Consider the following 22,202-nt stretch of genomic DNA (forward strand, 5'->3'; position numbering starts at 1 on the left):
GATGATCGCTCCGATTCTCGGCCTGCTCCTGTCAGGCACATTCAACCGCACCGTTGCGCGAACCAAGCGCAACGGTATTTTCATCGTGATCGCGGCTCTCCTCCTGCTGACGGCCTATGCTTTCGCGCTTATAGCGGCAGCCATCTGGCTGGCAACGATCTATGGCGGGGCGGTTTCTGCCCTGCTGATTGCCGCAGGTGCCCTTCTGCTCGGGCTGATCGTCCTCATTATTATGGCCATCATCAATCAGCAGGAGAAACGGCGCGCCCGGGAACGTATGCTGGCGATGGAATCGGTAGCGGCCGCAGCGCTCGGCCTCGTGCGCAAGCAACCGTTAATGACGGCGGCCATCGCCGCCGCTCTTCTCTTCGGAAATCTGTTCGGCGCGCGCGACGAAGACGATTGATCCGGCATTTCCAAATCGACACACGTCGCAAAGCGAAATCGTTGCCTTGCCGACAACTTGGCGCGAAGCTCGTGAAGCCATAAATAAGTTGTAACGATAAAAGGCCCGGTCGATAGCGCCGGGCCTTTTCTTCGAGCATTTCCGCCTTTCTTCGAATCGCGAAAACGCTCTATCTTCTTGTTTTTACGCAGTCCCGGATGCAAAATCGCTTGGCACTTTTGCTGGAACTGCTCTAGAAAGCGAATGCCTTTGATGTCAGCGGTGCCGAGGTGGCGTCCGGACCAAAATCTGCCTCGCCGGAAATATCCAGCAATTCCTGCAGGCGCTGGCGCGCACGATTGACGCGACTCTTGATGGTGCCGACCGCGCAGCCGCAGATCTCGGCAGCTTCCTCGTAGGAAAATCCCGACGCCCCCACAAGGATGATGGCTTCGCGCTGATCTGGCGGCAGCTGATCCAGGGCTTTGCGGAAGTCCTGCAGGTCGACGGCGCCATATTGCGAGGGATGCGTCGCCATTGATTCCGTGAACACGCCGTCACTGTCCTGCACCTCGCGGCCGCTCTTGCGCATCTGGCTATAAAGCTCATTGCGCAGGATGGTGAAAAGCCAGGCTTTCATGTTCGTGCCCATCTCGAAATGATCCTGCTTGGCCCACGCCTTCATGATCGTATCCTGGACAAGGTCATCGGCCCGGTCGTGACGGCCGGTCAGCGAAATGGCGAAGGCACGGAGGCTCGGGAGAGCCGCGAGAAGTTCGCGCTTGAAGCTCGTTTGCGTTTCCATCGCATCCACCTCCTATTCGGAGACCTTTGCGGAGGCCAAACGCTCAGCCTGATCGAGCTTTTCCAAAAGATCGAGAAAGCGGTCGGGAATGGCCTCGTCCTGCGCGGCGGCGTAGAACGAACGCAATCGGTTGCCGATCTGATTATTGGGATCGAGGATATCCACCGCACGCAGATCCGATGTCTTGTTGTCTGCGTCCTCGTGATTCTGGATAGTCATTTAACCCGCTCGCTTTTCATTTTTCTCGCGTTCATGGATAAGACGCCCTTGTCTCCGTCCGGAAGACCGATCGACCCCAATCAAAACAATGCCTAACGAATCGTAAAGGTTGAAGTCCACTGATTGTAAGCATTGTAATGCGACTGCCTAAAAAAAGTTCCGACAAAGAGGAACTTTTTTACTCAACTGACGTTTTCTTAGTTGTTGCGGCCTTTGGGCTGTATTTAATTAGAATGTTATAAAAGGCGGGAGCCATTGATGACACTTTCCACACGCATTGCGCCGCATCTTCCTTACTTGCGGCGCTATTCACGTGCCTTGACCGGAACGCAGACGTCGGGGGACGCCTATGTTGCTGCGGTTTTGGAAGCCATCATCGCCGACATATCCATCTTTCCGGACACGGACAGCGACCGTGTCGCACTCTATAAACTGTTCACCAAGCTGTTCGGTTCCGTAACACTTCAGATTACTGAACCGGCCTCTCCCTTTGCCTGGGAACAGCGCGCCACCGTGAATCTTTCCAAGGTTTCGCCGCTCGCGCGACAGGCATTCCTGCTTGCCTCCGTTGAAAGTTTCCGCCTCGGCGAGATCGCCGATATCCTCGACGTTTCGGAAAGCGACGCGATGCACCTGCTTGACACTGCTTCCCAGGAAATCTCCCGCCAGGTGGCGACTGATATCATGATCATCGAGGACGAACCGCTGATTGCGATGGATATCGAGCAGATGGTGGAAAGCCTCGGCCATCGCGTTACCGGCATCGCCCGTACACACGCGGAAGCGGTCGCGCTCTACAATGCGACGAAACCGAGCATGGTGCTTGCCGATATCCAGCTTGCCGACGGCAGCTCAGGCATCGATGCCGTCAACGACATCCTCAAGACTGCCAGCATCCCGGTGATCTTCATCACTGCCTTCCCGGAGCGGCTGCTGACGGGCGAACGGCCGGAGCCGACCTTCCTTGTGACCAAGCCTTTCAATCCAGACATGGTGAAGGCCCTCATCAGCCAGGCACTCTTCTTTAACGAAACCACAAAGGTGGCTGCCTGATTCAAGTGAAAACCTTACGGCGGAACAAAGAGCCTGACCGGGCGTTTGTGTGCGAAACGGCCGGTTTACCGACTGTTATCCGGGACGATTATATAGGTCGGTTCAAGTTGTTACGAATGGGAACACCCTATCGGCGGGGTTCCCAAAATGCGTGTGAAAGGCAAGCCGGTGAATACGTCTGAACCATTACCCGGCGCGCCTTTGAGTTTGGAAGGCAAGGCCGCTCTGATGGAGCGGGCGCTCGCGAGCGCCAGTGTGTCCGTTCTGTTTCAGGATGTAAATCTCTCGATCCGTTATGCCGACAATCTGCCGGATCATCTACAGCCGTCTGTCGTCATAGGCGGGAATGATTCACATCTCTTCGGCGAAAAGGACGGCGAGCATCTTTCCCGATTGAAGCGCGGCGTGCTCGACAGCGGCAAGCCGGCAACCGCCGAGGTCGAGATCGCCAGCGGCGACGGCATACGCATCTATGAACTTAAAATGGAGCGGGTCGGCGGGCGCAAGCCGCAAGGCGTGCTGTCGGTCATCTCGGAAATCACCGAAAGCCGCCACCGCGAAAAAGTGCTGAAGTCGCTGCTGCGCGAACTGTCGCACCGCTCCAAGAACCTGCTCGCCATCATTCAGGGTATCGCCACGCAGACGGCCCGCCACACGCTTTCGGTCGACAATTTCCTCATCAAGTTCCGCGGTCGCCTGCAATCCCTGTCGAATTCGCAGGATCTCATCACCGATTCCAGCTGGCGAGGCGCCTATCTCTTCGAACTGGCGGAAAAGCAGTTCGCGCCCTATTGGCCCGATGCCGGCGTTCCGATGCCGATCTATGGCATCAACGCCCATCTGACGCCCAATGCGGCCGTGCATCTGGGCCTTGCTCTGCATGAGCTCATCGTCAATTCCGCATCTCACGGCGCCATCTCGACCGGTGCAACCAGCATCACGCTGAACTGCAGGGAAGCCGAACTCGACGGCAAGAAGGCGATCGAAGTGGCATGGTCGGAACGATTCTACACACCCTCTGATCACGAGTTCGAAGATAACAGCTTCAGCCGAACGGTGCTCGAGCGTGTCGTACCGACATCCATGAACGGCCGCGCCGACTTCGCCATTGACGACGGAAGCATCGGCTATCGGATCACCATTCCCGAAACTGAATATGAAATCCTGAGACGCCGCTAAGGCTGATAACAGCGACAAAATAAAACAGCCAGTGCGAGGGCGGCGCACTGGCTGCTTTGCACTCATCGGGAGGGGACCGTGAGTAAAAGTCCTGAGACGTATTGGGCGTGCATCGGGAGATGCGATCATCGTCAGGACATCGACATAACGATGCTGCACGGCCTTGGTTCCATGCAGACCCAAAAAAATTCATCAGTCTTTCACATTTCAGCGCGACCGCAGAGATGACGCGTATCGGCCCAAAGGCGGGTGCTCGTCATCCTCATCGCGCCCCGATCTCTTTGGAGCCCTGCTCCAAGAAAGTAAAAGTCTATTTAAATCATATGCTTAAAGCAATGATCGGGCGCCCTCCTGAATTAGTCCTTCCATGGCTGAAGAACGCCCAGCGGCACGCTTTGCCTCCAAAATTTTACCGTTTGATAAATTTTTTAAGCTGAGTTACCGTTCCAGCACTAGCCGTTTACTATAAGAGGGAACTTCAATGGGACGACTGGAAACTGGGATTCATAAAGGCAGGCTCACGCCCGCCGAATATGATGCAAACTTTTCCGATCTTCACCCGCGCCTCACCAAGCATGAGGCGCTGGTCGCATCCGACCGCTGTTATTTCTGCTACGACGCGCCGTGCATGACGGCCTGTCCCACCTCCATCGACATTCCGATGTTCATCCGCCAGATCTCGACGGGGAATCCGATCGGCTCTGCCAAGACGATCTTCGATCAGAACATCCTCGGCGGCATGTGCGCCCGCGTCTGTCCCACCGAACAGCTCTGCGAGCAGGCTTGCGTGCGCAACACTGCCGAAGAGCGCCCGGTCGAGATCGGCCGGCTGCAGCGCTATGCGACCGACACGGCGATGGCGGAGAACAAGCAGTTCTATGCGCGCGCCGCATCCACCGGCAAGAAGATCGCGGTCATCGGCGCCGGCCCGGCCGGCCTTGCCTGCGCGCACCGTCTCGCCGTGAAGGGCCATGACGTTACCATCTTCGATGCCCGCGAAAAGGCCGGCGGCCTGAATGAATACGGCATCGCCACCTACAAGGCGGTCGACGACTTCGCCCAGAAGGAAGTCGATTATGTACTCGCCATCGGCGGCATCGAGGTGAGGAACGGCCAGGCGCTCGGCCGCGATTTCAGCCTTTCCGACCTCTCCCAGCAATATGACGCCGTTTTCCTCGGCCTCGGCCTTGCTGGCGTCAACGCGCTGCGCGCCGAAGGCGAGGATCTCGATGGTGTCGCCGATGCCGTCGCCTATATCGCCGACCTTCGCCAGGCCGGCAACAAGGCCGATATCGCCATCGGCCGCCGCGTCGTCGTTCTCGGCGGCGGCATGACCGCGATCGATGCGGCTGTACAGGCAAAACTGCTTGGCGCCGAAGAAGTGACGATCTGCTATCGCCGCGGCAAGGAGCACATGAACGCCTCGGAATTCGAGCAGGACTTGGCCGCCTCCAAGGGCGTCATCATCCGTCATTGGCTGGCCCCGAAGCGCATCCTCGACAAGGATGGCAAGGTCGCCGGTATCGAGGTCGAATATACCGAACTGCGCGACGGCAAGCTTACCGGCACAGGCGATGTCGGCGTCATCGCCGCCGACCAGATTTTCAAGGCGATCGGCCAGACCTTCGAAGCCTCGGGCCTCGGAGCCCTCCGTATGGAGGCCGGCCGCATCGCCATCGACAGCGAAGGCCGGACCTCGATTGAAGGCGTATGGGCCGGCGGCGACTGCGTGCTTGGCGGCGATGACCTGACGGTCTCGGCCGTGGCACAGGGTCGCGACGCGGCCGAATCCATCAACCGTGCGCTCGCTGCCGCCACGCCGGCCGTTGCTGTCGCCTGAAAGGAGAACCGACATGGCTGATCTCCGCAATAATTTCGTTGGCATCAAATCTCCGAACCCGTTCTGGCTGGCTTCCGCGCCGCCGACCGACAAGGCCTACAACGTCGAGCGCGCCTTCAAGGCAGGCTGGGGCGGCGTGGTCTGGAAAACGCTCGGCGAGGAAGGCCCGCCCGTCGTCAACGTCAACGGCCCGCGCTACGGCGCGATCTGGGGCGCCGACCGCCGCCTGCTCGGTCTCAACAATATCGAGCTGATCACCGACCGCGACCTCTATACCAACCTGCGCGAAATGAAGCAGGTGAAGAAGAACTGGCCGGATCGCGCCTTGATCGCCTCGATCATGGTGCCCTGCGAGGAACAGGCCTGGAAAGCCATCCTGCCGCTGGTCGAGGAAACTGAAGCCGACGGCATCGAGCTCAATTTCGGCTGTCCCCACGGCATGTCCGAACGCGGCATGGGTTCCGCAGTTGGACAGGTGCCGGAATATATCGAAATGGTCGTGCGCTGGTGCAAGCAATACACCCGCATGCCGGTCATCACCAAGCTGACGCCGAATATCACCGATATCCGCAAGCCCGCTCGCGCCGCCAAGGCCGGCGGCACGGATGCCGTGTCGCTGATCAACACGATCAACTCGATTGTCTCGGTCGACCTCGATAATTTCGCTCCGAACCCGACTGTCGGCGGCAAGGGCAGCCATGGCGGCTATTGCGGCCCGGCCGTCAAGCCGATCGCGCTGAACATGGTGGCCGAGATCGCCCGCGATCAGGAAACCTATGGCCTGCCGATATCGGGCATCGGCGGCATCACCACCTGGCGCGATGCGGCGGAATTCCTGGTGCTCGGCGCCGGCAACGTGCAGGTGTGCACGGCGGCCATGACCTACGGCTTCAAGATCGTCGAAGAGATGATCACGGGCCTTTCCGATTGGATGGACGAAAAGGGCCATCGTACTCTGGACGATGTTGTCGCTCGCGCCGTGCCGAATGTCTCCGACTGGCAGTATCTCAACCTCAACTACATCGCCAAGGCGAAGATCGACCAGGATGCCTGCATCAAGTGCGGCCGCTGTCACATCGCCTGCGAGGACACCTCGCACCAGGCGATCACCAACTTCGTCGATGGCGTCAGGCGCTTCGAGGTGATGGAAGAGGAATGCGTCGGCTGCAATCTCTGCGTCAACGTCTGCCCGGTCGAGAACTGCATCACGATGGAAGAGCTTCCGGCAGGCGCCCTCGACAAGCGCACCGGCAAGGTCGTCGACCCGAACTATGCCAACTGGACGACCCATCCGAACAATCCGATGGCGCGGCAGGCGGCGGAATAATAACAGCATTCAAAAGGCGGTCGCAGCTTGGTGCGGCCGCCTTTTTCATAGCCAAGGTCCGCACGATCGAATCAGGGAACTTTAGCTCGTTCACCTGCGATATGCACCGCTATGCTTCCGGCATCGCACCGCCGCTCAGCTATGGCGAATCCGAAGCCCGTCGACGAAAAGCTGTTCCAGATAGCGGGCGGCATCCTCGAAGCGCCCCTCACCCGAATGCTCGTCACCAAGCACGGCGCGCACCTGCACGTCGAAATCCGCGTAATGCTGCGTGGTCGACCAGATCGAAAAGATCAGGTGATAGGGATCGCATTTGGCGATCTTGCCGGCCTTTGCCCAGGCACGGATAACTTCCACCTTCTCGTCGACGAGAGCCTTCAGAGGTCCGCGCAGCTCGTCCTCCACATGCGGTGCTCCCTGCAGCATTTCATTGGCGAAAAGCCGGCTTTCGCGCGGAAAATCCCGGGCCATCTCAAGCTTGCGGCGGATATAGGAGCGGATTTCGCTTTCGGGATTGCCGTTGGCATCGAAAGCGCGCAGAGGCTCCAGCCAGGTAAACAGCACCCGGTCGATCAAGGCCCGATGCATGGCCTCCTTGGTGCGGAAATAATAAAGGAGATTGGGCTTCGACATGCCGGCGACCTCGGCGATCTGGTCGATGGTCGAGCCCCGAAAGCCGCTGACGGAAAATACGTCGAGCGCGGCTTCCAGTATGATTTCCTCTTTCTCTTCCTGGATACGGGTGCGGCGCTGCGTCCTGGCGGCTCTGGGGATGGCCATATCTGCTCTGTTTCTCCTTGAAATCCAAGCCTTTCGGCCGTTCCCTCATTCACCCTGTCGATGCGTCGGATTTCGGCAATCGCCTGAAATTTTATCGGAATTTTTCGTGCTTTTCGTCTTGAGCCGCGCCACGGAAGTTGTAATGTTTACCAATCGGTCAAATTATCCGTCAGATGTCTCCTAAAGGCAACTGGCGATTTCCGGGCAAGAAAAACAAGACGACGCTCCGGAATTTGAAATAAGACCAACGGGAACAATTTCGGGCATGCGCCTTGCGTGCCCCAGGACAAACAGGTGAGGATTGCATCATGGTGGCAGCGCCAGGAGAAAACATGCGTATCAATGGCGATCGCCTTTGGGATACGCTGATGGACATGGCGAAGATCGGCCCCGGCATTGCCGGCGGCAACAATCGCCAAACGCTGACCGATGCCGATGCCGAAGGACGCAGCCTCTTCAAGACATGGTGCGACAAAGCCGGCCTGACCGTCGGCGTCGACAAGATGGGTACGATGTTCGCCACCCGCGCCGGCACCGACCCGGCTGCGCTCCCCGTCTATGTCGGTTCGCATCTCGATACCCAGCCGACAGGCGGCAAGTATGACGGCGTCCTCGGCGTGCTCGCAGCGCTCGAAGTCGTCCGCACGATGAACGACCTCGGCATTAAGACCAAGCACCCGATCGTCGTCACCAACTGGGCCAACGAGGAAGGCGCACGCTTCGCACCCGCGATGCTCGCCTCCGGCGTCTTTGCCGGCGTGCACACACTGGACTATGCCTATGGCCGCAAGGACCCGGACGGCAAGACCTACGGCGCAGAGCTGAAGCGCATCGGCTGGCTTGGCGACGAAGAGGTCGGCGCCCGCAAGATGCATGCCTATTTCGAATATCACATCGAGCAGGGCCCGATCCTGGAAGCCGAGGACAAGACCATCGGCGTCGTCACGCACTGTCAGGGCCTGTGGTGGCTGGAATTCACGCTGACCGGCAAGGAAGCCCATACCGGCTCGACGCCGATGAATCTGCGCGTCAATGCCGGCCTTGCCATGTCGCGGATCATCGAGATGGTGCAGAGCGTTGCGATGGAGAATCAGCCGGGGGCCGTCGGCGGCGTCGGCCAGGTCTTCCTCTCGCCGAATTCGCGCAACGTCCTGCCGGGCAAGGTGGTCTTCACCGTCGATATCCGGACGCCCGACAAGGAAAAGCTCGATCGCATGCGTGCCAAGATCGAAGCCGAAGGCAAAAAGATCGCCGATGCCCTCGGCGTCGGCTGCTCGGTCGAAGCCATCGGCCATTTCGAACCGGTCACCTTCGATCCGAAGCTCGTCACTTCCGTGCGCAACGCGGCCGAGAAACTCGGCTACAGCCATATGAACATCATCTCCGGCGCCGGTCACGATGCCTGCTGGGCTGCCAAGGTCGCCCCCGCCACCATGGTCATGTGCCCCTGCGTCGGCGGCCTCTCCCACAACGAGGCGGAAGAAATCTCCAAGGAATGGGCGACCGCCGGCGCGGACGTGCTGTTCCACGCAGTCGTCGAGACGGCGGAGATCGTGGCCTGACGGCCACGGCTCCCAGCATCGGAACCTAACACATCTGGAGCATGCGCCATGAGCACAGTCATCAAGGGTGGAACCATCGTCACGGCCGACCTGACCTATAAGGCGGACGTGAAGGTCGAAGGCGGCAAGATCGTCGAAATCGGGCAGAATCTCTCGGGCAACGAAGTACTCGATGCCTCTGGCTGTTACGTCATGCCCGGCGGCATCGATCCGCACACGCATCTCGAAATGCCGTTCATGGGAACCTATTCCTCCGACGATTTCGAGAGCGGCACCCGCGCTGCCCTTGCCGGCGGCACGACCATGGTGGTGGATTTTGCACTTCCCTCACCCGGCCAGTCGCTGCTCGAGGCGCTGACCATGTGGGACAACAAGTCCACCCGCGCCACCTGCGACTATTCCTTCCACATGGCGATCACCTGGTGGGGCGAGCAGGTCTTCAACGAGATGGAAGCCATCGTCCGCGACAAGGGCATCAACACCTTCAAGCACTTCATGGCCTATAAGGGCGCGCTGATGGTGGACGACGACGAGATGTTCTCTTCCTTCCAGCGCTGCGCCGAACTTGGCGCATTGCCGCTCGTTCACGCCGAAAACGGCGATGTGGTCGCGCAGATGCAAGCAAAGCTGCTGGCCGAAGGCAATAACGGCCCAGAAGCGCATGCCTATTCCCGCCCGGCCGAGGTCGAAGGCGAGGCAACGAACCGCGCCATCATGATCGCCGACATGGCCGGTTCGCCCGTCTATATCGTCCACACGTCCTGCGAACAGGCGCACGAAGCCATCCGCCGCGCCCGTCAGAAGGGCATGCGCGTCTATGGCGAGCCGCTGATCCAGCACCTGACGCTCGACGAAAGCGAATATGCCAATCCGGATTGGGACCATGCCGCCCGCCGCGTCATGTCGCCGCCCTTCCGCAACAAGCAGCATCAGGACAGCCTCTGGGCCGGCCTTGCCTCCGGCTCGCTGCAAGTGGTCGCGACCGACCACTGCGCTTTTACCACCGAGCAGAAGCGCTTCGGCCTCAACGACTTCACCAAGATCCCGAACGGCACCGGCGGCCTTGAGGATCGCCTGCCGATGCTCTGGACCTACGGCGTCAACACCGGCCGCCTGACGATGAACGAATTCGTCGCCGTCACATCGACCAACATCGCCAAGATCCTCAACGTCTATCCGAAGAAGGGCGCGATCCTCGTCGGCGCCGATGCCGATATCGTCGTCTGGGATCCGAAGCGCTCGAAGACCATCGCCGCCAAGACGCAGCAATCGGCGATCGACTACAATGTCTTCGAGGGCAAGGAAGTCACCGGCCTGCCGCGCTATACGCTGACGCGGGGCGTGGTCGCCATCGAGGAAGGCACGGTGAAGACGAAGGAGGGCCATGGCGAGTTCGTCAGGCGCGATCCCTTCACCGCCGTCAACCGCGCGCTTTCGACCTGGAAAGAAGTCACTGCGCCGCGCAAGGTGCAGCGCAGCGGCATCCCCGCCAGCGGGGTATGACGCTTGGGCACGGCGCTTCGGCTCATCGGCCGCCTAGAGCAATTCCAGGAAAAATGCGCAGCGGTTTGCCGTCCGGAATTGCGTAAAGACAAAAAGATAGAGCATTTTCGCGATTCGAAGAAAAGCGAAACGGCTCTAGCGCGGCACATACCGCTCCAGATCCGGCAGCAGGACGACGCTTTCCTGCTCGTTCGGGTCGGTGCGGGCGATGACCGCTGTCGCCGGCCGGTCGCTGAGATTGGCGGGAAGATGCGGGACGCCGGCCGGAATATAGAACATTTCGCCTTCGCGGACGATGACGTGTTCTTCCAACCGGTCGCCGAACCAGCAATGCGTCTCGCCGGAAATCGCATAGATCGCCGTCTCATGCGAAGCGTGAAGATGCGCCTTGGCGCGGGCGCCGGGCGGGATCGTCAAAAGATGCATGCAGATCCCCGTCGAACCCACTGTCTCGGCGGCAATCCCTTCGAAATAGCTGAGGCCCTGTTTTCCGGCATAGGCGCTGCCGGGCCGCACGACACGGCAGGTGGGCTTCGATGAGACATTCATGGCATTGCTCCCCTCGGTCCAGCAGCCACAAGGCGCTCTCGCCTCTCCGGACTGCGGCAATGCCAGACAGGATAACACGCAATCCGCCCCAACCATGCGGCGAAAACAGGACTGGTAGGTGTTAATGACGTCATCCGCTTCCTCCGTCGTCTCCGCGCGGAATCTCTGTCTCACCTACGATACGAACGATGGGCCGGTTCATGCGCTGAGCAATGTCGATCTCGATGTTCGCAAGGGCGATTTCGTCTCCTTCATCGGTCCCTCGGGCTGCGGCAAGACCACCTTTCTGCGCGTCATTGCCGATCTCGAGCGCAAGACATCAGGCGATATCAGCGTCAACGGCATGTCGCCGGAAGATGCCCGCAAGGCCCGCGCCTACGGTTATGTCTTCCAGGCCGCAGCCCTCTATCCCTGGCGCACGATCGAGAAGAACATCGCTTTGCCGCTCGAAATCATGGGCTACGACAGGCAAGAGCAAGCCAAGCGCATCGCGCGGACCCTCGACCTCGTCAATCTCAACGGCTTCGAGCACAAGTTCCCTTGGCAACTATCTGGCGGCATGCAACAGCGTGCCTCGATCGCCCGCGCGCTGGCCTTCGATGCCGATTTGCTATTGATGGATGAGCCCTTCGGTGCGCTGGACGAAATCGTCCGCGATCACCTGAACGAGCAACTTCTGAAACTCTGGAAGCAGACGAACAAGACCATCTGCTTCGTCACCCACTCCATTCCGGAAGCGGTTTATCTCTCGACGAAGATCGTGGTCATGTCGCCGCGGCCGGGCCGCGTCACCGATGTCATCGAATCGACGCTTCCGGCAGAGCGGCCGCTCGACATTCGCGAAACGCCGGAATTCCTGGAAATCGCTCACCGCGTCCGGGAAGGACTGAGAGCGGGGCACAGTTATGAGGAATAGGATGATGGATAGCTCCGTCGCGCGATGGCCCCTCACCCTAGCCCTCCCCCGATGCATGGGGGCGGAATGAGCATGGAAAAGGAACAGTTCTTCAAGCACAAGTTCCTGCCGGTCACGACGATCGTCCTGGCGATCATCCTGCTCTGGTATGTCTTCGCCGCCGCTCTTAATGCACCGTTCCAGCGCGATCTGGACCGGCGCGGCAATGTCACGCCGACGGCGCTGGAATTCATCGGCAAGACGCTGTCGCAGCCGAAGCCGACCCTGCCGGCACCGCATCAGGTTGCGCAGAATGTCTTCGAAAACACTTTCCTGCGAGTGCCGACAAGCAACCGCAGCCTCGTCTACAATGCGTGGATAACGCTGGCGCCGACTGCGGTCGGCTTCGCATTCGGCACGATCCTCGGCGTTCTCTTCGCCGTCGGCATCGTTCACCTCGTCGCACTCGACCGCAGTCTGATGCCATGGATCATCGCGTCGCAGACGATTCCGATCCTCGCCATCGCGCCGACGATCATCGTCGTCTTCAGTGCCCTTGGCATAGACGGACTGATCCCGAAAGCACTGATTTCCACCTATCTGTCGTTCTTCCCGGTCACCGTCGGCATGACAAAGGGCCTGCGCTCGCCGGAAATCATGCATCTCGACCTGATGCGCACCTATAATGCCAGCAGCTGGCAGACCTTCTGGAAGTTGCGCGTGCCGGCTTCGGTCCCCTTCCTCTTCACCTCCATGAAGGTTGCGATTGCCGCAAGCCTGGTCGGAACGATCGTCGGCGAGCTGCCGACGGGCGCGGTCGCCGGCATCGGCGCAAAACTGCTCGCCGGCTCCTATTACAGCCAGACGATCGATATATGGGCCGCTCTCGTCGCAGGCTCCGTCCTCGCGGCGGTCCTCGTCGGTATCGTCAGCATCGCTGCCCGCATCGTCGACCGTTCGATGGGAGGCAGAACGGCATGAGATCCTTTCATTTCTCCTGGCAAGGCATGCTTGCCATTCTTTTCTGTCTGTTGGCGATCCCCGCCTTGCCGCTGCTTGCGGCGGATGCCGCGGCACCCGTCAGCAGCGGAACGACCTTCGTCATCTTCATTCTGATTGTCGCAGCGGCCGCCCTCTCCTTCATGCGCCTATCCGCAGATCTGAGCGCGGCGACACTCTTCTTCGGCGCGCATGCGGCGGGATGGCTGCTGATTGCCGGAATTTCCGGCAATGAAGGCAAGGCGCAAGCGTCCTTCTTCATTTTGATTGCCGCCGCCTGGTTGCTGGCCTGGCGTTGCGTTTCCGTCCTGTCGTCGATGCGTTCGCATTCGACCGCCGGCAATTATACGCTGCGGCTGCTGATCCCGGCGATCTTCGGCATATGGATACTGATCATCTGGGAAGCCGTCACACGCGGCGCCGGTGTTTCTTTAGTCCTTTTACCGCCGCCGAGCGCCATCGGCGCCAGAATCGCCAATTCGATTCCGACATTGTGGATCGATGTCCGCCAGACGATCCTTACCGCTGTCCTGATCGGCTACATCATCGGCTGCGCGAGCGGCTTCGTCGTCGCCATTCTCGCGGACCGCTTCGCCTTCCTGCGCCGCGGTCTGCTGCCCATCGGCAATTTCGTCTCGGCCCTGCCGATCATCGGTGTCGCGCCGATCATGGTCATGTGGTTCGGCTTCGACTGGCAATCGAAAGCCGCCGTCGTCGTCATCATGACCTTCTTCCCAATGCTGGTGAACACCGTGACGGGCCTCGCCGCCGCCGGCAATATGGAACGCGACCTGATGCGGACCTACGCGTCGAGCTACTGGCAGACGCTCTTCAAGCTGCGGCTTCCGGCCGCCGCTCCCTTTATTTTCAATGCGCTGAAGATCAACTCGACCCTGGCGATGATTGGTGCCATCGTGGCGGAGTTCTTCGGCACGCCCATGTCGGGCATGGGCTTTCGCATTTCAACCGAAAATGGCCGGTTGAATCTCGATATGGTCTGGGCCGAGATCGCGGTTGCCGCGATCGCCGGCTCGGTCTTTTACGGTATCGTCGCCATCATCGAACGAATGGTGACGTTCTGGCATCCGTCTATCCGTGGTGGGCAGGCGTAATCCAGGATCTCTTCAAAGGGATCGAGGCATAACTTCAGAGGGAAAGGGTGAAGACATGAAAAAAATAATGTTTGCATTGATGGCAAGTGCCATGACGCTTGCCGCCACCCAGGGCGCGATGGCGGCGGATAAATTGACGCTGCAGCTGAAATGGGTAGCCCAGGCTCAGTTCGGCGGCTATTTCGTCGCCAAGGACAAAGGCTTCTATAAGGAAGAAGGTCTCGATGTCGATATCAAGGCGGGCGGCCCTGATATCGCTCCGGAACAGGTGATCGCCGGCGGCGGCGCCGATGTCATCGTCGACTGGATGGGCGGTGCGCTGGTTGCCCGCGAAAAGGGCGTGCCGCTCATCAACATCGCCCAGCCCTTCGAAAAATCCGGTCTGGAGCTGATCTGCCCGAAGGATGGCCCGGTCAAGACGGAGAAGGATTTCAAGGGGCACACCCTCGGCGTCTGGTTCTATGGCAACGAATATCCCTTCTTCGCCTGGATGCACAAACTCGGCCTGAAGACCGACGGCGGCAAGGATGGCGTCAACGTTCTGAAGCAGAGTTTCGACGTCCAGCCCCTCGTCCAGAAGCAGGCCGACTGCATCTCCGTCATGACCTATAACGAGTACTGGCAGGCGATCGATGCCGGCTTCAAGGCCGAAGACCTGACCGTCTTCAACTACACCAAGCTCGGCAACGACCTTCTGGAGGACGGCCTCTATGTCAAGGAAGACAAGCTGAAGGATGCGAAATTCAAGGCCGATATGGTGAAATTCGTCCGTGCGTCGATGAAGGGCTGGAAATATGCCGTCGAGCATCCGGACGAAGCCGCCGAAATCGTCATGGACAATGGCGGCCAGGATGAAAACCACCAGAAGCGCATGGCCGGCGAAGTCGCCAAGCTTATCGGCAACGGCAAGCTCGACATGAAGACCTATGACCGCACGGCCGAAGCCTTGCTCGACCAGAAGATCATCAACAAGAAGCCGTCGGGCGCCTATACGCATGAGATCACGGACGCTGCTCTGAAGTAGGCTGAAGCAATCACAGAGTCTAAAACGCGCGAGGATTGCGGCCTCGCGCGTTTTTTTCATTTTGTAACAGCAGCCACAAAAGGCTGGCTTTCTCGCAGGAATTGCCTGAAAAGCCTCGCCTATCAATTATTCGAATGCTGACATCACAATGCCGTGATTGCTTCGCATGGTTGTAGACGATAGAAATGCCCGCGAAATCATTTTCTCGTGATCTTGCGAGAATTGAAAACCGCTCCCATCTACAAGGGCGATTTTAGGATGAGGACCTGCAAGGCATGACAGACGGATATGACAGCGCCGCGCGTCAAATATGACGCACAAAGGTCGCTGTAACACTTTAAATCTGCTGCATAATTTTATCCTTGGATCGATTCGATTTAGGGAATTATGCAGTCATCCGCCGGGGAAGCCGGCTCGCATGCAGTGATCTCCCGTGCTCGCGACGGAAAACAGCGAAATCCCTTTGACCAATGCCGAACTGGAACCGGACGCATGGCCTTCACGCCGTTTAGACTTCTGAGCACGACCGCCATTCTGCTTTCCCTGCTGGCCGCTACCGCTGCCATGGCAGAGCAGGCCGCCGTTACCACGCCGAAGCAAAATCTCCCCGCAATCGTCATCACCACAGCCGCAATGCGCCACCTGACCGACAAGGTCGTCGCGACCGGCACGGTGAAGGCCGTCGAAGAGGTTTATATCCAGCCACAGGTGGATGGCCTCTCCATCCGTTCGCTCAATGCAGATGTCGGCGACAAGGTGACGGCGAACAGCACGCTTGCCACGCTGAACGACGACGCGCTGATCCTGCAGAAGAGCCAGATGCAGGCGACGCGGGCCAAGGGAGAGGCAAGCCTGGCGCAATTGCACGCTCAGCTAACAGAAGCCCGCGCCAATGCCGAAGAAGCCGAATTGCAGCGCGTGCGCGCCGTTGCCATGGGCGCCAAGGGCACCATGTCGACCTCCTCGGTGGAGCAGGCCAATGCTTCGGCTGCCGCCAACAAGGCGCGCGTGGTTTCCGCCGAACAGGCGATCGCCGTTGCGGAGGCCGATCTCAAGGTCACAGATAGCCAGATCGCCGATACGGATCTGAAACTTGCCCGCACCGGCATCAAGACCCCGGTGGCAGGCACCGTCGCATCGCGCAATGCCCGCGTCGGGGCTATTGCAAACGGCAATGGCGATCCGCTCTTCACCATCATCCGCGACAGCCAGCTGGAACTGGTGGTCGATGTCTCCGAGAGTGATATCACCAAGATCACGATCGGTCAGAAGGCGTCCATCGCGCTCTCCGGCAGCCGCGAGAAGCTTACCGGAACTGTCCGTCTCGTCGCCCCGATCGTTGACCCCGTCACCCGCCTCGGCGCGGTGCATATCACGATCGACGATGGCGAGAAGGCGCGCGCCGGCATGTATGGCAGCGCCGAGATCATCATTCGCCAGGAAGATGGCGTCGCCCTGCCGTTGACGGCCGTCAACAGCGAGGAAAACGGCTCGTCCGTCCGCAAGGTCGAGAATGGCGTGGTCAAGTTCGTGACTGTCGAGACAGGCATTCAGGACGCTGGCTATGTCGAGATTCTCAAAGGCCTGAAAGCGGGCGATGACGTCGTCGCCAAGGCCGGTGCCTATGTTCGCGACGGCGACCATATCACGCCTGTGCGCGACGCGTCGCAAGCCTCCAACTGAGCGAGAACGGCAAGATGAACTTCTCCGCCTGGTCCATTCGAAATCCGGTCGCCCCGCTCCTCGGCTTCTTCCTGCTGATGGTGGTGGGCGCGCACGCCTTCTTCAATCTGCCCATCACCCGCTTCCCGAACATCGACGTGCCGATCGTCAATGTCACCGTGACGCAGAGCGGCGCCTCGCCGGCCGAGCTCGAAATGCAGGTAACGAAGGAGATCGAAGACGCCGTCGCCAGCATCAACGGCATCGACGAAATCCAGTCGACCGTCACGGACGGCCAATCGCAGACCGTCGTCGTCTTCCGGCTGGAAGTGCCGACCGAGCAGGCCGTTCAGGATACCAAGGATGCGATCGACCGCATCCGCGGCAATCTGCCGTCGACCATCGACGAGCCGATCGTCTCCAAGGTCGATGTCGTCGGCCAGGCGATCCAGAGCTTTGCCGTGTCCTCGCCGAACATGACGCTCGAAGAGTTGTCCTGGTATGTGGACGATACGGTCAAGCGCGCGCTTCAGGGCAAGGCAGGCATTGGCCGCGTTGACCGCTATGGCGGCGCCGACCGTGAAGTGCGCATCGAGCTCGATCCGAACAAGCTGAACGCCTATGGCATAACGGCGCTTTCGGTGAGCCAGCAGCTTCGCAGCACCAATATCGATCTCGGCTCCGGCCGCGGCCAGGTTGCCGGCAGCGAGCAGGCAATCCGCGTGCTCGGCGACGCCCGCAACGTCGCCCAGCTCGCCGATACGACGATCGCTCTGACCAACGGCCGCTTCGTCAAGCTCTCCGATCTCGGCGCCATCAAGGACACCTATCAGGAACCGAAGTCCTTTTCGCGCTTCAACAGCGCCCCCGTCGTCACCTTCGGCGTATTCCGCGCCAAGGGCGCCAGCGAGGTGACGGTCGCCAAGACGGTTGCCGACACGCTCGACAAGGTGCGCGCAGAGAATCCGAACGTCTCGATCGAGATGATCGACGACTCCGTCTACTACACCTATGGCAACTACGAATCCGCGATGCACACGCTGATCGAAGGCGCCATACTGGCCGTCATCGTGGTGTTCCTGTTCCTGCGGAACTGGCGTGCGACGCTGATATCGGCAGTTGCTCTGCCGCTCTCCGCGATCCCGACATTCTGGATCATGAACCAGATCGGCTTCTCGCTGAACCTTGTCAGCTTCCTGGCATTGACGCTGGCGACCGGTATTCTCGTCGATGATGCCATCGTCGAGATCGAGAACATCGCCCGCCACATCAAGATGGGCAAGACGCCCTATCGCGCCGCCATCGATGCTGCAGACGAAATTGGTCTCGCCGTTATCGCGACGACCTTCACCATCATCGCGGTCTTTGTGCCAGTCTCCTTCATGCCGGGCATTCCGGGCCAGTACTTCATTCAGTTCGGCCTGACGGTCGCCTTCTCGGTGTTCTTCTCGCTGCTTGTAGCGCGTCTGATCACGCCGATGATGGCCGCCTATCTGATGCGCGCCGAAGATGGCGTCGACGATCATCACGACAATGACGGCCGCTTCATGCGCGGCTATAGCTGGCTGGTGCGGCTGACGACGAAGAAGTGGTACACGCGTTATCCGACGCTGCTTGCCGCTTTCGCCTTCTCGATCGCATCGGTCTTCGCTCTCATCATGTTCGTTCCCGGCAGCTTCATCCCGCCGGAAGACGCCTCGCGCATCGTTCTGTCGGCAGAACTGCCGCCGAACGCCCGGCTCGATGATACTGAACAGGCGACCAACGAAATCTATCGGCGCGTGAAAAGCATAGATGGTGTCGAAAGCGTCTTCGTGCTCGGCGGCGCCTCGCCGAAGGGCGATCTGGAACTGCGCCGCGCTACCGTGACGCTGACGCTCGGCAAGCTCGATCAGTCGCTGGCGAAAAAGCTGGTGAACGACGTCCTCGGTTCGCTCCCCGTCATCGGCCCTCACCTGCCGAAGGTCACCGTCCACGGGCGCGTACGCCCGCAATGGGACATCGAGAAGGAAGTCTTTGCAAAGCTGAGCTCCATTCCCGACGTCCGCATCACCAAGCTGAACGACCGCGGCGATCGCGACCTGACCTATAACTTCCTCTCGCGCAGCGAGAAGGATCTCAACCAGGCCGTCGGCATCCTGGAAGCCAAGCTGCGTACCGACCCGGCGCTCGCCAATGTCAGCGCCGACGGCGCCCTGCCGCGGCCGGAACTGCAGATCTATCCGCGCAAAGACGAGGCCGCGCGCCTCGGCATCACGCCGCAGATGATTTCCGACACGATCCGCGTTGCGACCATCGGCGACATCGACGCTTCGCTTGCGAAGATCTCGCTCGACGACCGCCAGATTCCGATCCGCGTTCAGGCCTCGCTCGGCATGCGCCGAGACCTGGCGGCGATCCGCGCCTTGCGTATCAAGACTGCCACCGGCAATACCGTGCCGCTGTCGAGCGTGGCTGACATCGACTATTCCGAAGGCCTGTCGTCCATCAAGCGCAACAATCGCTTCCGCGTGGTCGCCATCGGCGCCGACCTGCCGCAAGGTGTGGCATTGGATACGGCATCCGAGCATTTCCTCGAAATCGTCAACAACGCCAAGATTCCCGCAACCGTGCATCTGGCCGAAAGCGGCGATACCAAGGTCCAGAAGGAAATGCAGCAGAGCTTCGGCAATGCCATGCTGCTCGGCCTCATGCTTGTTCTGACCGTGCTGATCCTGCTGTTCAAGGATGTGATCCAGCCTTTCACCATTCTGCTCTCGCTGCCACTAGCGATCGGCGGCGTGGCATTGGCCTTGATCATGACCGGCAACGCGCTGTCCATGCCCGTCATGATCGGCATTCTGATGCTGATGGGTATCGTGACGAAGAACGCTATTCTGCTGGTCGATTTCGCCATCGAGATGATGCATCAGGGCATGCCGAGGCTGGAAGCGGTGGTCGAAGCCGGCCGCAAGCGTGCCCGTCCGATTATCATGACCTCAATCGCCATGTCGGCCGGCATGCTGCCATCAGCTCTCGGCGTCGGCGAAGGCGGCTCCTTCCGCGCACCAATGGCGATTGCGGTGATCGGCGGCATCATCGTCTCGACGGTACTCAGCCTGGTGGTCGTGCCGTCCTTCTTCCTCATCATGGACGACCTGTCCCGTCTGCTCGGCTATCTCTTCGGCAGGCTTGTCGGAAGGAAGGATGTGGATGACGAGGTCATCACCAAGGAAGGCTTGGCCGTCGCCGTCAACGAAAACCGCCAGTCGCTCACCAGCCTGGAAGAGCGGCTTGAAGCCATCGAGAACAAGGATGGCAGAAGCAGATCCGTGGGTACGAATGTCCTAAAGCTGCCGCCCTTCGCGGCAGAATAAATCAGTCTCAGCGGATATGGAAATAAAGACGGGGCGGCTCAAAGGCCGCCCTGTTCCTTTAGGAAATCGACGATCTTGCTGACGCCCTCGCCGCGCTTCATGTCGGAAAACACGAAGGGACGCGCCTGGCGCATCCGGGTCGCATCACGGTCCATCACCTCAAGATCGACATCGACGAAGGGCGCCAGATCCTTCTTGTTGATGACCAGAAGGTCGGATTTGGTGATGCCGGGGCCGCCCTTGCGCGGGATTTCCTCCCCCTGGCACACCGAGATGACGTAGATAGTGATATCGGCAAGATCGGGCGAAAAGGTTGCAGCCAGATTGTCGCCGCCGGATTCGATGAAGACGACGTCGAGATCAGGAAGCCGCTCGTTCAGGCCGGCGATGGCCTGCAGATTGATCGTCGCATCCTCGCGAATAGCGGTATGAGGACATCCGCCCGTTTCGACGCCGACGATGCGATCCGAAGGCAGCGCCTGCATCCGCACCAGCGCCTCGGCATCCTCCGTCGTATAGATGTCGTTGGTAACGACGGCGACGGAATAGTCCTCGCGCATCGCCTTGCACAACTTCTCTGTCAGCGCCGTCTTGCCGGAACCGACGGGGCCGCCGATCCCGACGCGCAAGGGTCCATGTCTCGATTTCATGCTCGCAACTCCGATAAAGTGATAGCATAGCCAAGCGCCGGGCGGCCGCACAGCGGCGAATGACGTAGGCGATGCCTCAATTTCAATATCTTCCTGGTGACGCCGATCATGACCTGAAGAGCCTCGTGCCCTGGGTTTCGTGCCTCAGGCTCGCAATATCGGCCTGCATGGCCGCAGCTCCGAGATCGTCGAGGCTGGATTGGGTGGCGCGTCGCGCGACATCCGCAAAGAGACCTTCAAGTCGCGCCAGAATAGCAACTCCATCTTTCTGCCCGCTGACGCCAAGCCGAATGCCGGCAGATACCATCTGCGATGCCAGCGCATGCAGGAAGGCGGCAACCGCCTTCTCGGCGGCGATGCCATGCGCACCTGCGACGGCGCCAACCGCAACCGGATAGGCCGTCTTTGCCGGGAGCATGGAAAAGATCGCATGCGGCCAGGCAGCGGCGGCCGAAAGAAAGGCATCTCCCAGCAGCATGGTCTCGTTATGGCGCTCCTTCGAACCGGCCAGTGCCTCGGCAAGTTCCGCAACGGCCACAAGCCGCGGCCCATCCGCGTCAGCCCGATGCGCCTCGACCAGCAGCACCGCATCGTTCCACGATGAGCCGTGCTGAATGAGAACGGCAATCCAATCGTTGAGACCGGAGCTGTCGCGCACCAGGCCATCATGCACCGCACGCTCCAGCCCGCCGGAATAGGCGAACGATCCTACGGGAAACGCCGGCGACAGCCATGCCATCAGCCGCAGCAGCGCCTGCAGGTCGCCATCGTCCGAAACAGCAGCATTGGTCATCACGGTTCAATCGTGCGAATGGTGGTGATGATCCTGGCCAGGATGATGGTGGTCGTGGCCATGCGAATGGCTGCCATGGGAGTGATAGGCGCCGCGTGCCGGCTGGAAAGGCTCGCTGACTTCCGTCACAGTCGCACCCAACCCTTCGAGCATAGCGCGGATCACATGATCGCGCAGGATCAGGATACGCTCTTCCTCGATCTGGGCGGAAAGATGCCGGTTGCCGAGATGCCAGGCAAGTTCGATCAGATGCAGGCGGTCGCGTGGGCGGATTTCGAAAAGCTTTTCGTCCGCGGCGACGATCTCGATCAACTCGCCATCCTCGCGCACCAGCAGATCGCCGCTCGCAAACAGCACCGGCTCCTTGAGGTCGAGCATGACCATCTCGCCATTTTCAAGATGCAGGAGCTTCCGGCGCAGATGCCTGAGATCATGCGGCAGGACGACACGATCGATCGGATTGGAGGAAGAGGTGCCGGCCGGCAGATAGGAAGTGACGCGTAGCATGG

General features: G+C 60.0%; 20 protein-coding genes. 13 read left to right on the forward strand and 7 right to left on the reverse strand.

All coding sequences use genetic code 11. The features are described 5' to 3' along the window. Position 1 precedes the first annotated feature (1 nt). A complete protein-coding gene (locus RTCIAT899_RS13580) occupies positions 2 to 406 on the forward strand; it encodes a hypothetical protein (RefSeq protein ID WP_015340814.1) in 405 nt (134 codons plus the stop codon). 232 nt (positions 407 to 638) lie between these two features. Here the strand turns inward: RTCIAT899_RS13580 and RTCIAT899_RS13585 are convergent, their stop codons facing one another. Next, positions 639 to 1,190, reverse strand: a complete 552-nt coding sequence (locus tag RTCIAT899_RS13585; protein ID WP_004107036.1) for an RNA polymerase sigma factor — start codon at positions 1,188 to 1,190, stop codon at positions 639 to 641. 12 nt (positions 1,191 to 1,202) lie between these two features. After that, complete coding sequence (locus RTCIAT899_RS13590; protein WP_015340815.1) at positions 1,203 to 1,409, reverse strand: NepR family anti-sigma factor; 207 nt, start codon at positions 1,407 to 1,409, stop codon at positions 1,203 to 1,205. Between the two features lie 258 nt (positions 1,410 to 1,667). Between RTCIAT899_RS13590 and RTCIAT899_RS13595 the strand changes: the two genes are divergently transcribed. The 4 genes from RTCIAT899_RS13595 (at position 1,668) to preA (ending at position 6,808) form a co-directional block, all read left to right on the forward strand. Further along, on the forward strand, positions 1,668 to 2,462 hold the full coding sequence (locus tag RTCIAT899_RS13595) for a response regulator (RefSeq protein WP_015340816.1): 795 nt from the start codon (positions 1,668 to 1,670) through the stop codon (positions 2,460 to 2,462). Positions 2,463 to 2,609: 147 nt separating this feature from the next. Beyond that, entirely contained in the window at positions 2,610 to 3,641 is a 1,032-nt protein-coding gene (locus tag RTCIAT899_RS13600; protein WP_015340817.1) for a sensor histidine kinase, read from the forward strand. Positions 3,642 to 4,122: 481 nt separating this feature from the next. Further along, the gene (locus RTCIAT899_RS13605) at positions 4,123 to 5,481 is read left to right on the forward strand and encodes an NAD(P)-dependent oxidoreductase (protein ID WP_015340818.1); all 1,359 of its coding nucleotides are present in this window, start codon (positions 4,123 to 4,125) and stop codon (positions 5,479 to 5,481) included. 13 nt (positions 5,482 to 5,494) lie between these two features. Further along, positions 5,495 to 6,808 carry an NAD-dependent dihydropyrimidine dehydrogenase subunit PreA gene (gene preA, locus RTCIAT899_RS13610; RefSeq protein ID WP_015340819.1) on the forward strand — a complete coding sequence of 438 codons (1,314 nt, stop codon included), beginning with the start codon at positions 5,495 to 5,497 and terminating at the stop codon, positions 6,806 to 6,808. Positions 6,809 to 6,943: 135 nt separating this feature from the next. Here preA and RTCIAT899_RS13615 read toward each other — a convergent pair whose 3' ends face one another. Next, positions 6,944 to 7,588, reverse strand: coding sequence for a TetR family transcriptional regulator C-terminal domain-containing protein (locus RTCIAT899_RS13615; RefSeq protein WP_015340820.1), 645 nt, complete (start codon positions 7,586 to 7,588; stop codon positions 6,944 to 6,946). Between the two features lie 308 nt (positions 7,589 to 7,896). Between RTCIAT899_RS13615 and RTCIAT899_RS13620 the strand changes: the two genes are divergently transcribed. Next, a complete protein-coding gene (locus RTCIAT899_RS13620) occupies positions 7,897 to 9,150 on the forward strand; it encodes a Zn-dependent hydrolase (RefSeq protein ID WP_041677631.1) in 1,254 nt (417 codons plus the stop codon). A 48-nt stretch (positions 9,151 to 9,198) separates the two neighbouring features. Then, positions 9,199 to 10,653, forward strand: coding sequence for a dihydropyrimidinase (gene hydA / locus RTCIAT899_RS13625; protein ID WP_015340822.1), 1,455 nt, complete (start codon positions 9,199 to 9,201; stop codon positions 10,651 to 10,653). Between the two features lie 135 nt (positions 10,654 to 10,788). Here hydA and RTCIAT899_RS13630 read toward each other — a convergent pair whose 3' ends face one another. After that, positions 10,789 to 11,202 carry a cupin domain-containing protein gene (locus RTCIAT899_RS13630; protein ID WP_015340823.1) on the reverse strand — a complete coding sequence of 138 codons (414 nt, stop codon included), beginning with the start codon at positions 11,200 to 11,202 and terminating at the stop codon, positions 10,789 to 10,791. Positions 11,203 to 11,326: 124 nt separating this feature from the next. Between RTCIAT899_RS13630 and RTCIAT899_RS13635 the strand changes: the two genes are divergently transcribed. The 6 genes from RTCIAT899_RS13635 (at position 11,327) to RTCIAT899_RS13660 (ending at position 20,250) form a co-directional block, all read left to right on the forward strand. Further along, entirely contained in the window at positions 11,327 to 12,118 is a 792-nt protein-coding gene (locus RTCIAT899_RS13635; protein WP_015340824.1) for an ABC transporter ATP-binding protein, read from the forward strand. 72 nt (positions 12,119 to 12,190) lie between these two features. Continuing rightward, entirely contained in the window at positions 12,191 to 13,078 is an 888-nt protein-coding gene (locus RTCIAT899_RS13640; protein WP_041677632.1) for an ABC transporter permease, read from the forward strand. Beyond that, on the forward strand, positions 13,075 to 14,208 hold the full coding sequence (locus tag RTCIAT899_RS13645) for an ABC transporter permease (protein WP_041677633.1): 1,134 nt from the start codon (positions 13,075 to 13,077) through the stop codon (positions 14,206 to 14,208). The genes RTCIAT899_RS13640 and RTCIAT899_RS13645 overlap by 4 nt, the downstream gene beginning before the upstream one ends. 55 nt (positions 14,209 to 14,263) lie before the next feature. Then, the gene (locus RTCIAT899_RS13650; RefSeq protein WP_041677634.1) at positions 14,264 to 15,232 is read left to right on the forward strand and encodes an ABC transporter substrate-binding protein; all 969 of its coding nucleotides are present in this window, start codon (positions 14,264 to 14,266) and stop codon (positions 15,230 to 15,232) included. Positions 15,233 to 15,724: 492 nt separating this feature from the next. Then, positions 15,725 to 16,915 carry an efflux RND transporter periplasmic adaptor subunit gene (locus RTCIAT899_RS13655; protein ID WP_015340828.1) on the forward strand — a complete coding sequence of 397 codons (1,191 nt, stop codon included), beginning with the start codon at positions 15,725 to 15,727 and terminating at the stop codon, positions 16,913 to 16,915. A 14-nt stretch (positions 16,916 to 16,929) separates the two neighbouring features. Further along, complete coding sequence (locus RTCIAT899_RS13660) at positions 16,930 to 20,250, forward strand: efflux RND transporter permease subunit (RefSeq protein WP_015340829.1); 3,321 nt, start codon at positions 16,930 to 16,932, stop codon at positions 20,248 to 20,250. A gap of 38 nt (positions 20,251 to 20,288) precedes the next feature. On the opposite strand, the gene ureG is transcribed toward RTCIAT899_RS13660, so the two are convergent. From ureG to ureE, 3 genes are all read right to left on the reverse strand, one after another. Beyond that, the gene (ureG, locus tag RTCIAT899_RS13665) at positions 20,289 to 20,900 is read right to left on the reverse strand and encodes an urease accessory protein UreG (RefSeq protein ID WP_015340830.1); all 612 of its coding nucleotides are present in this window, start codon (positions 20,898 to 20,900) and stop codon (positions 20,289 to 20,291) included. Positions 20,901 to 21,006: 106 nt separating this feature from the next. Continuing rightward, positions 21,007 to 21,693: an urease accessory protein UreF gene (locus RTCIAT899_RS13670; protein ID WP_015340831.1), complete on the reverse strand. Its 687-nt coding sequence runs from the start codon at positions 21,691 to 21,693 to the stop codon at positions 21,007 to 21,009. A gap of 6 nt (positions 21,694 to 21,699) precedes the next feature. Continuing rightward, positions 21,700 to 22,200, reverse strand: a complete 501-nt coding sequence (ureE, locus tag RTCIAT899_RS13675; protein ID WP_015340832.1) for an urease accessory protein UreE — start codon at positions 22,198 to 22,200, stop codon at positions 21,700 to 21,702. Positions 22,201 to 22,202: the final 2 nt, after the last annotated feature.

Origin of the sequence: Rhizobium tropici CIAT 899 (assembly GCF_000330885.1) — a bacterium.
GTDB lineage: Bacteria > Pseudomonadota > Alphaproteobacteria > Rhizobiales > Rhizobiaceae > Rhizobium > Rhizobium tropici.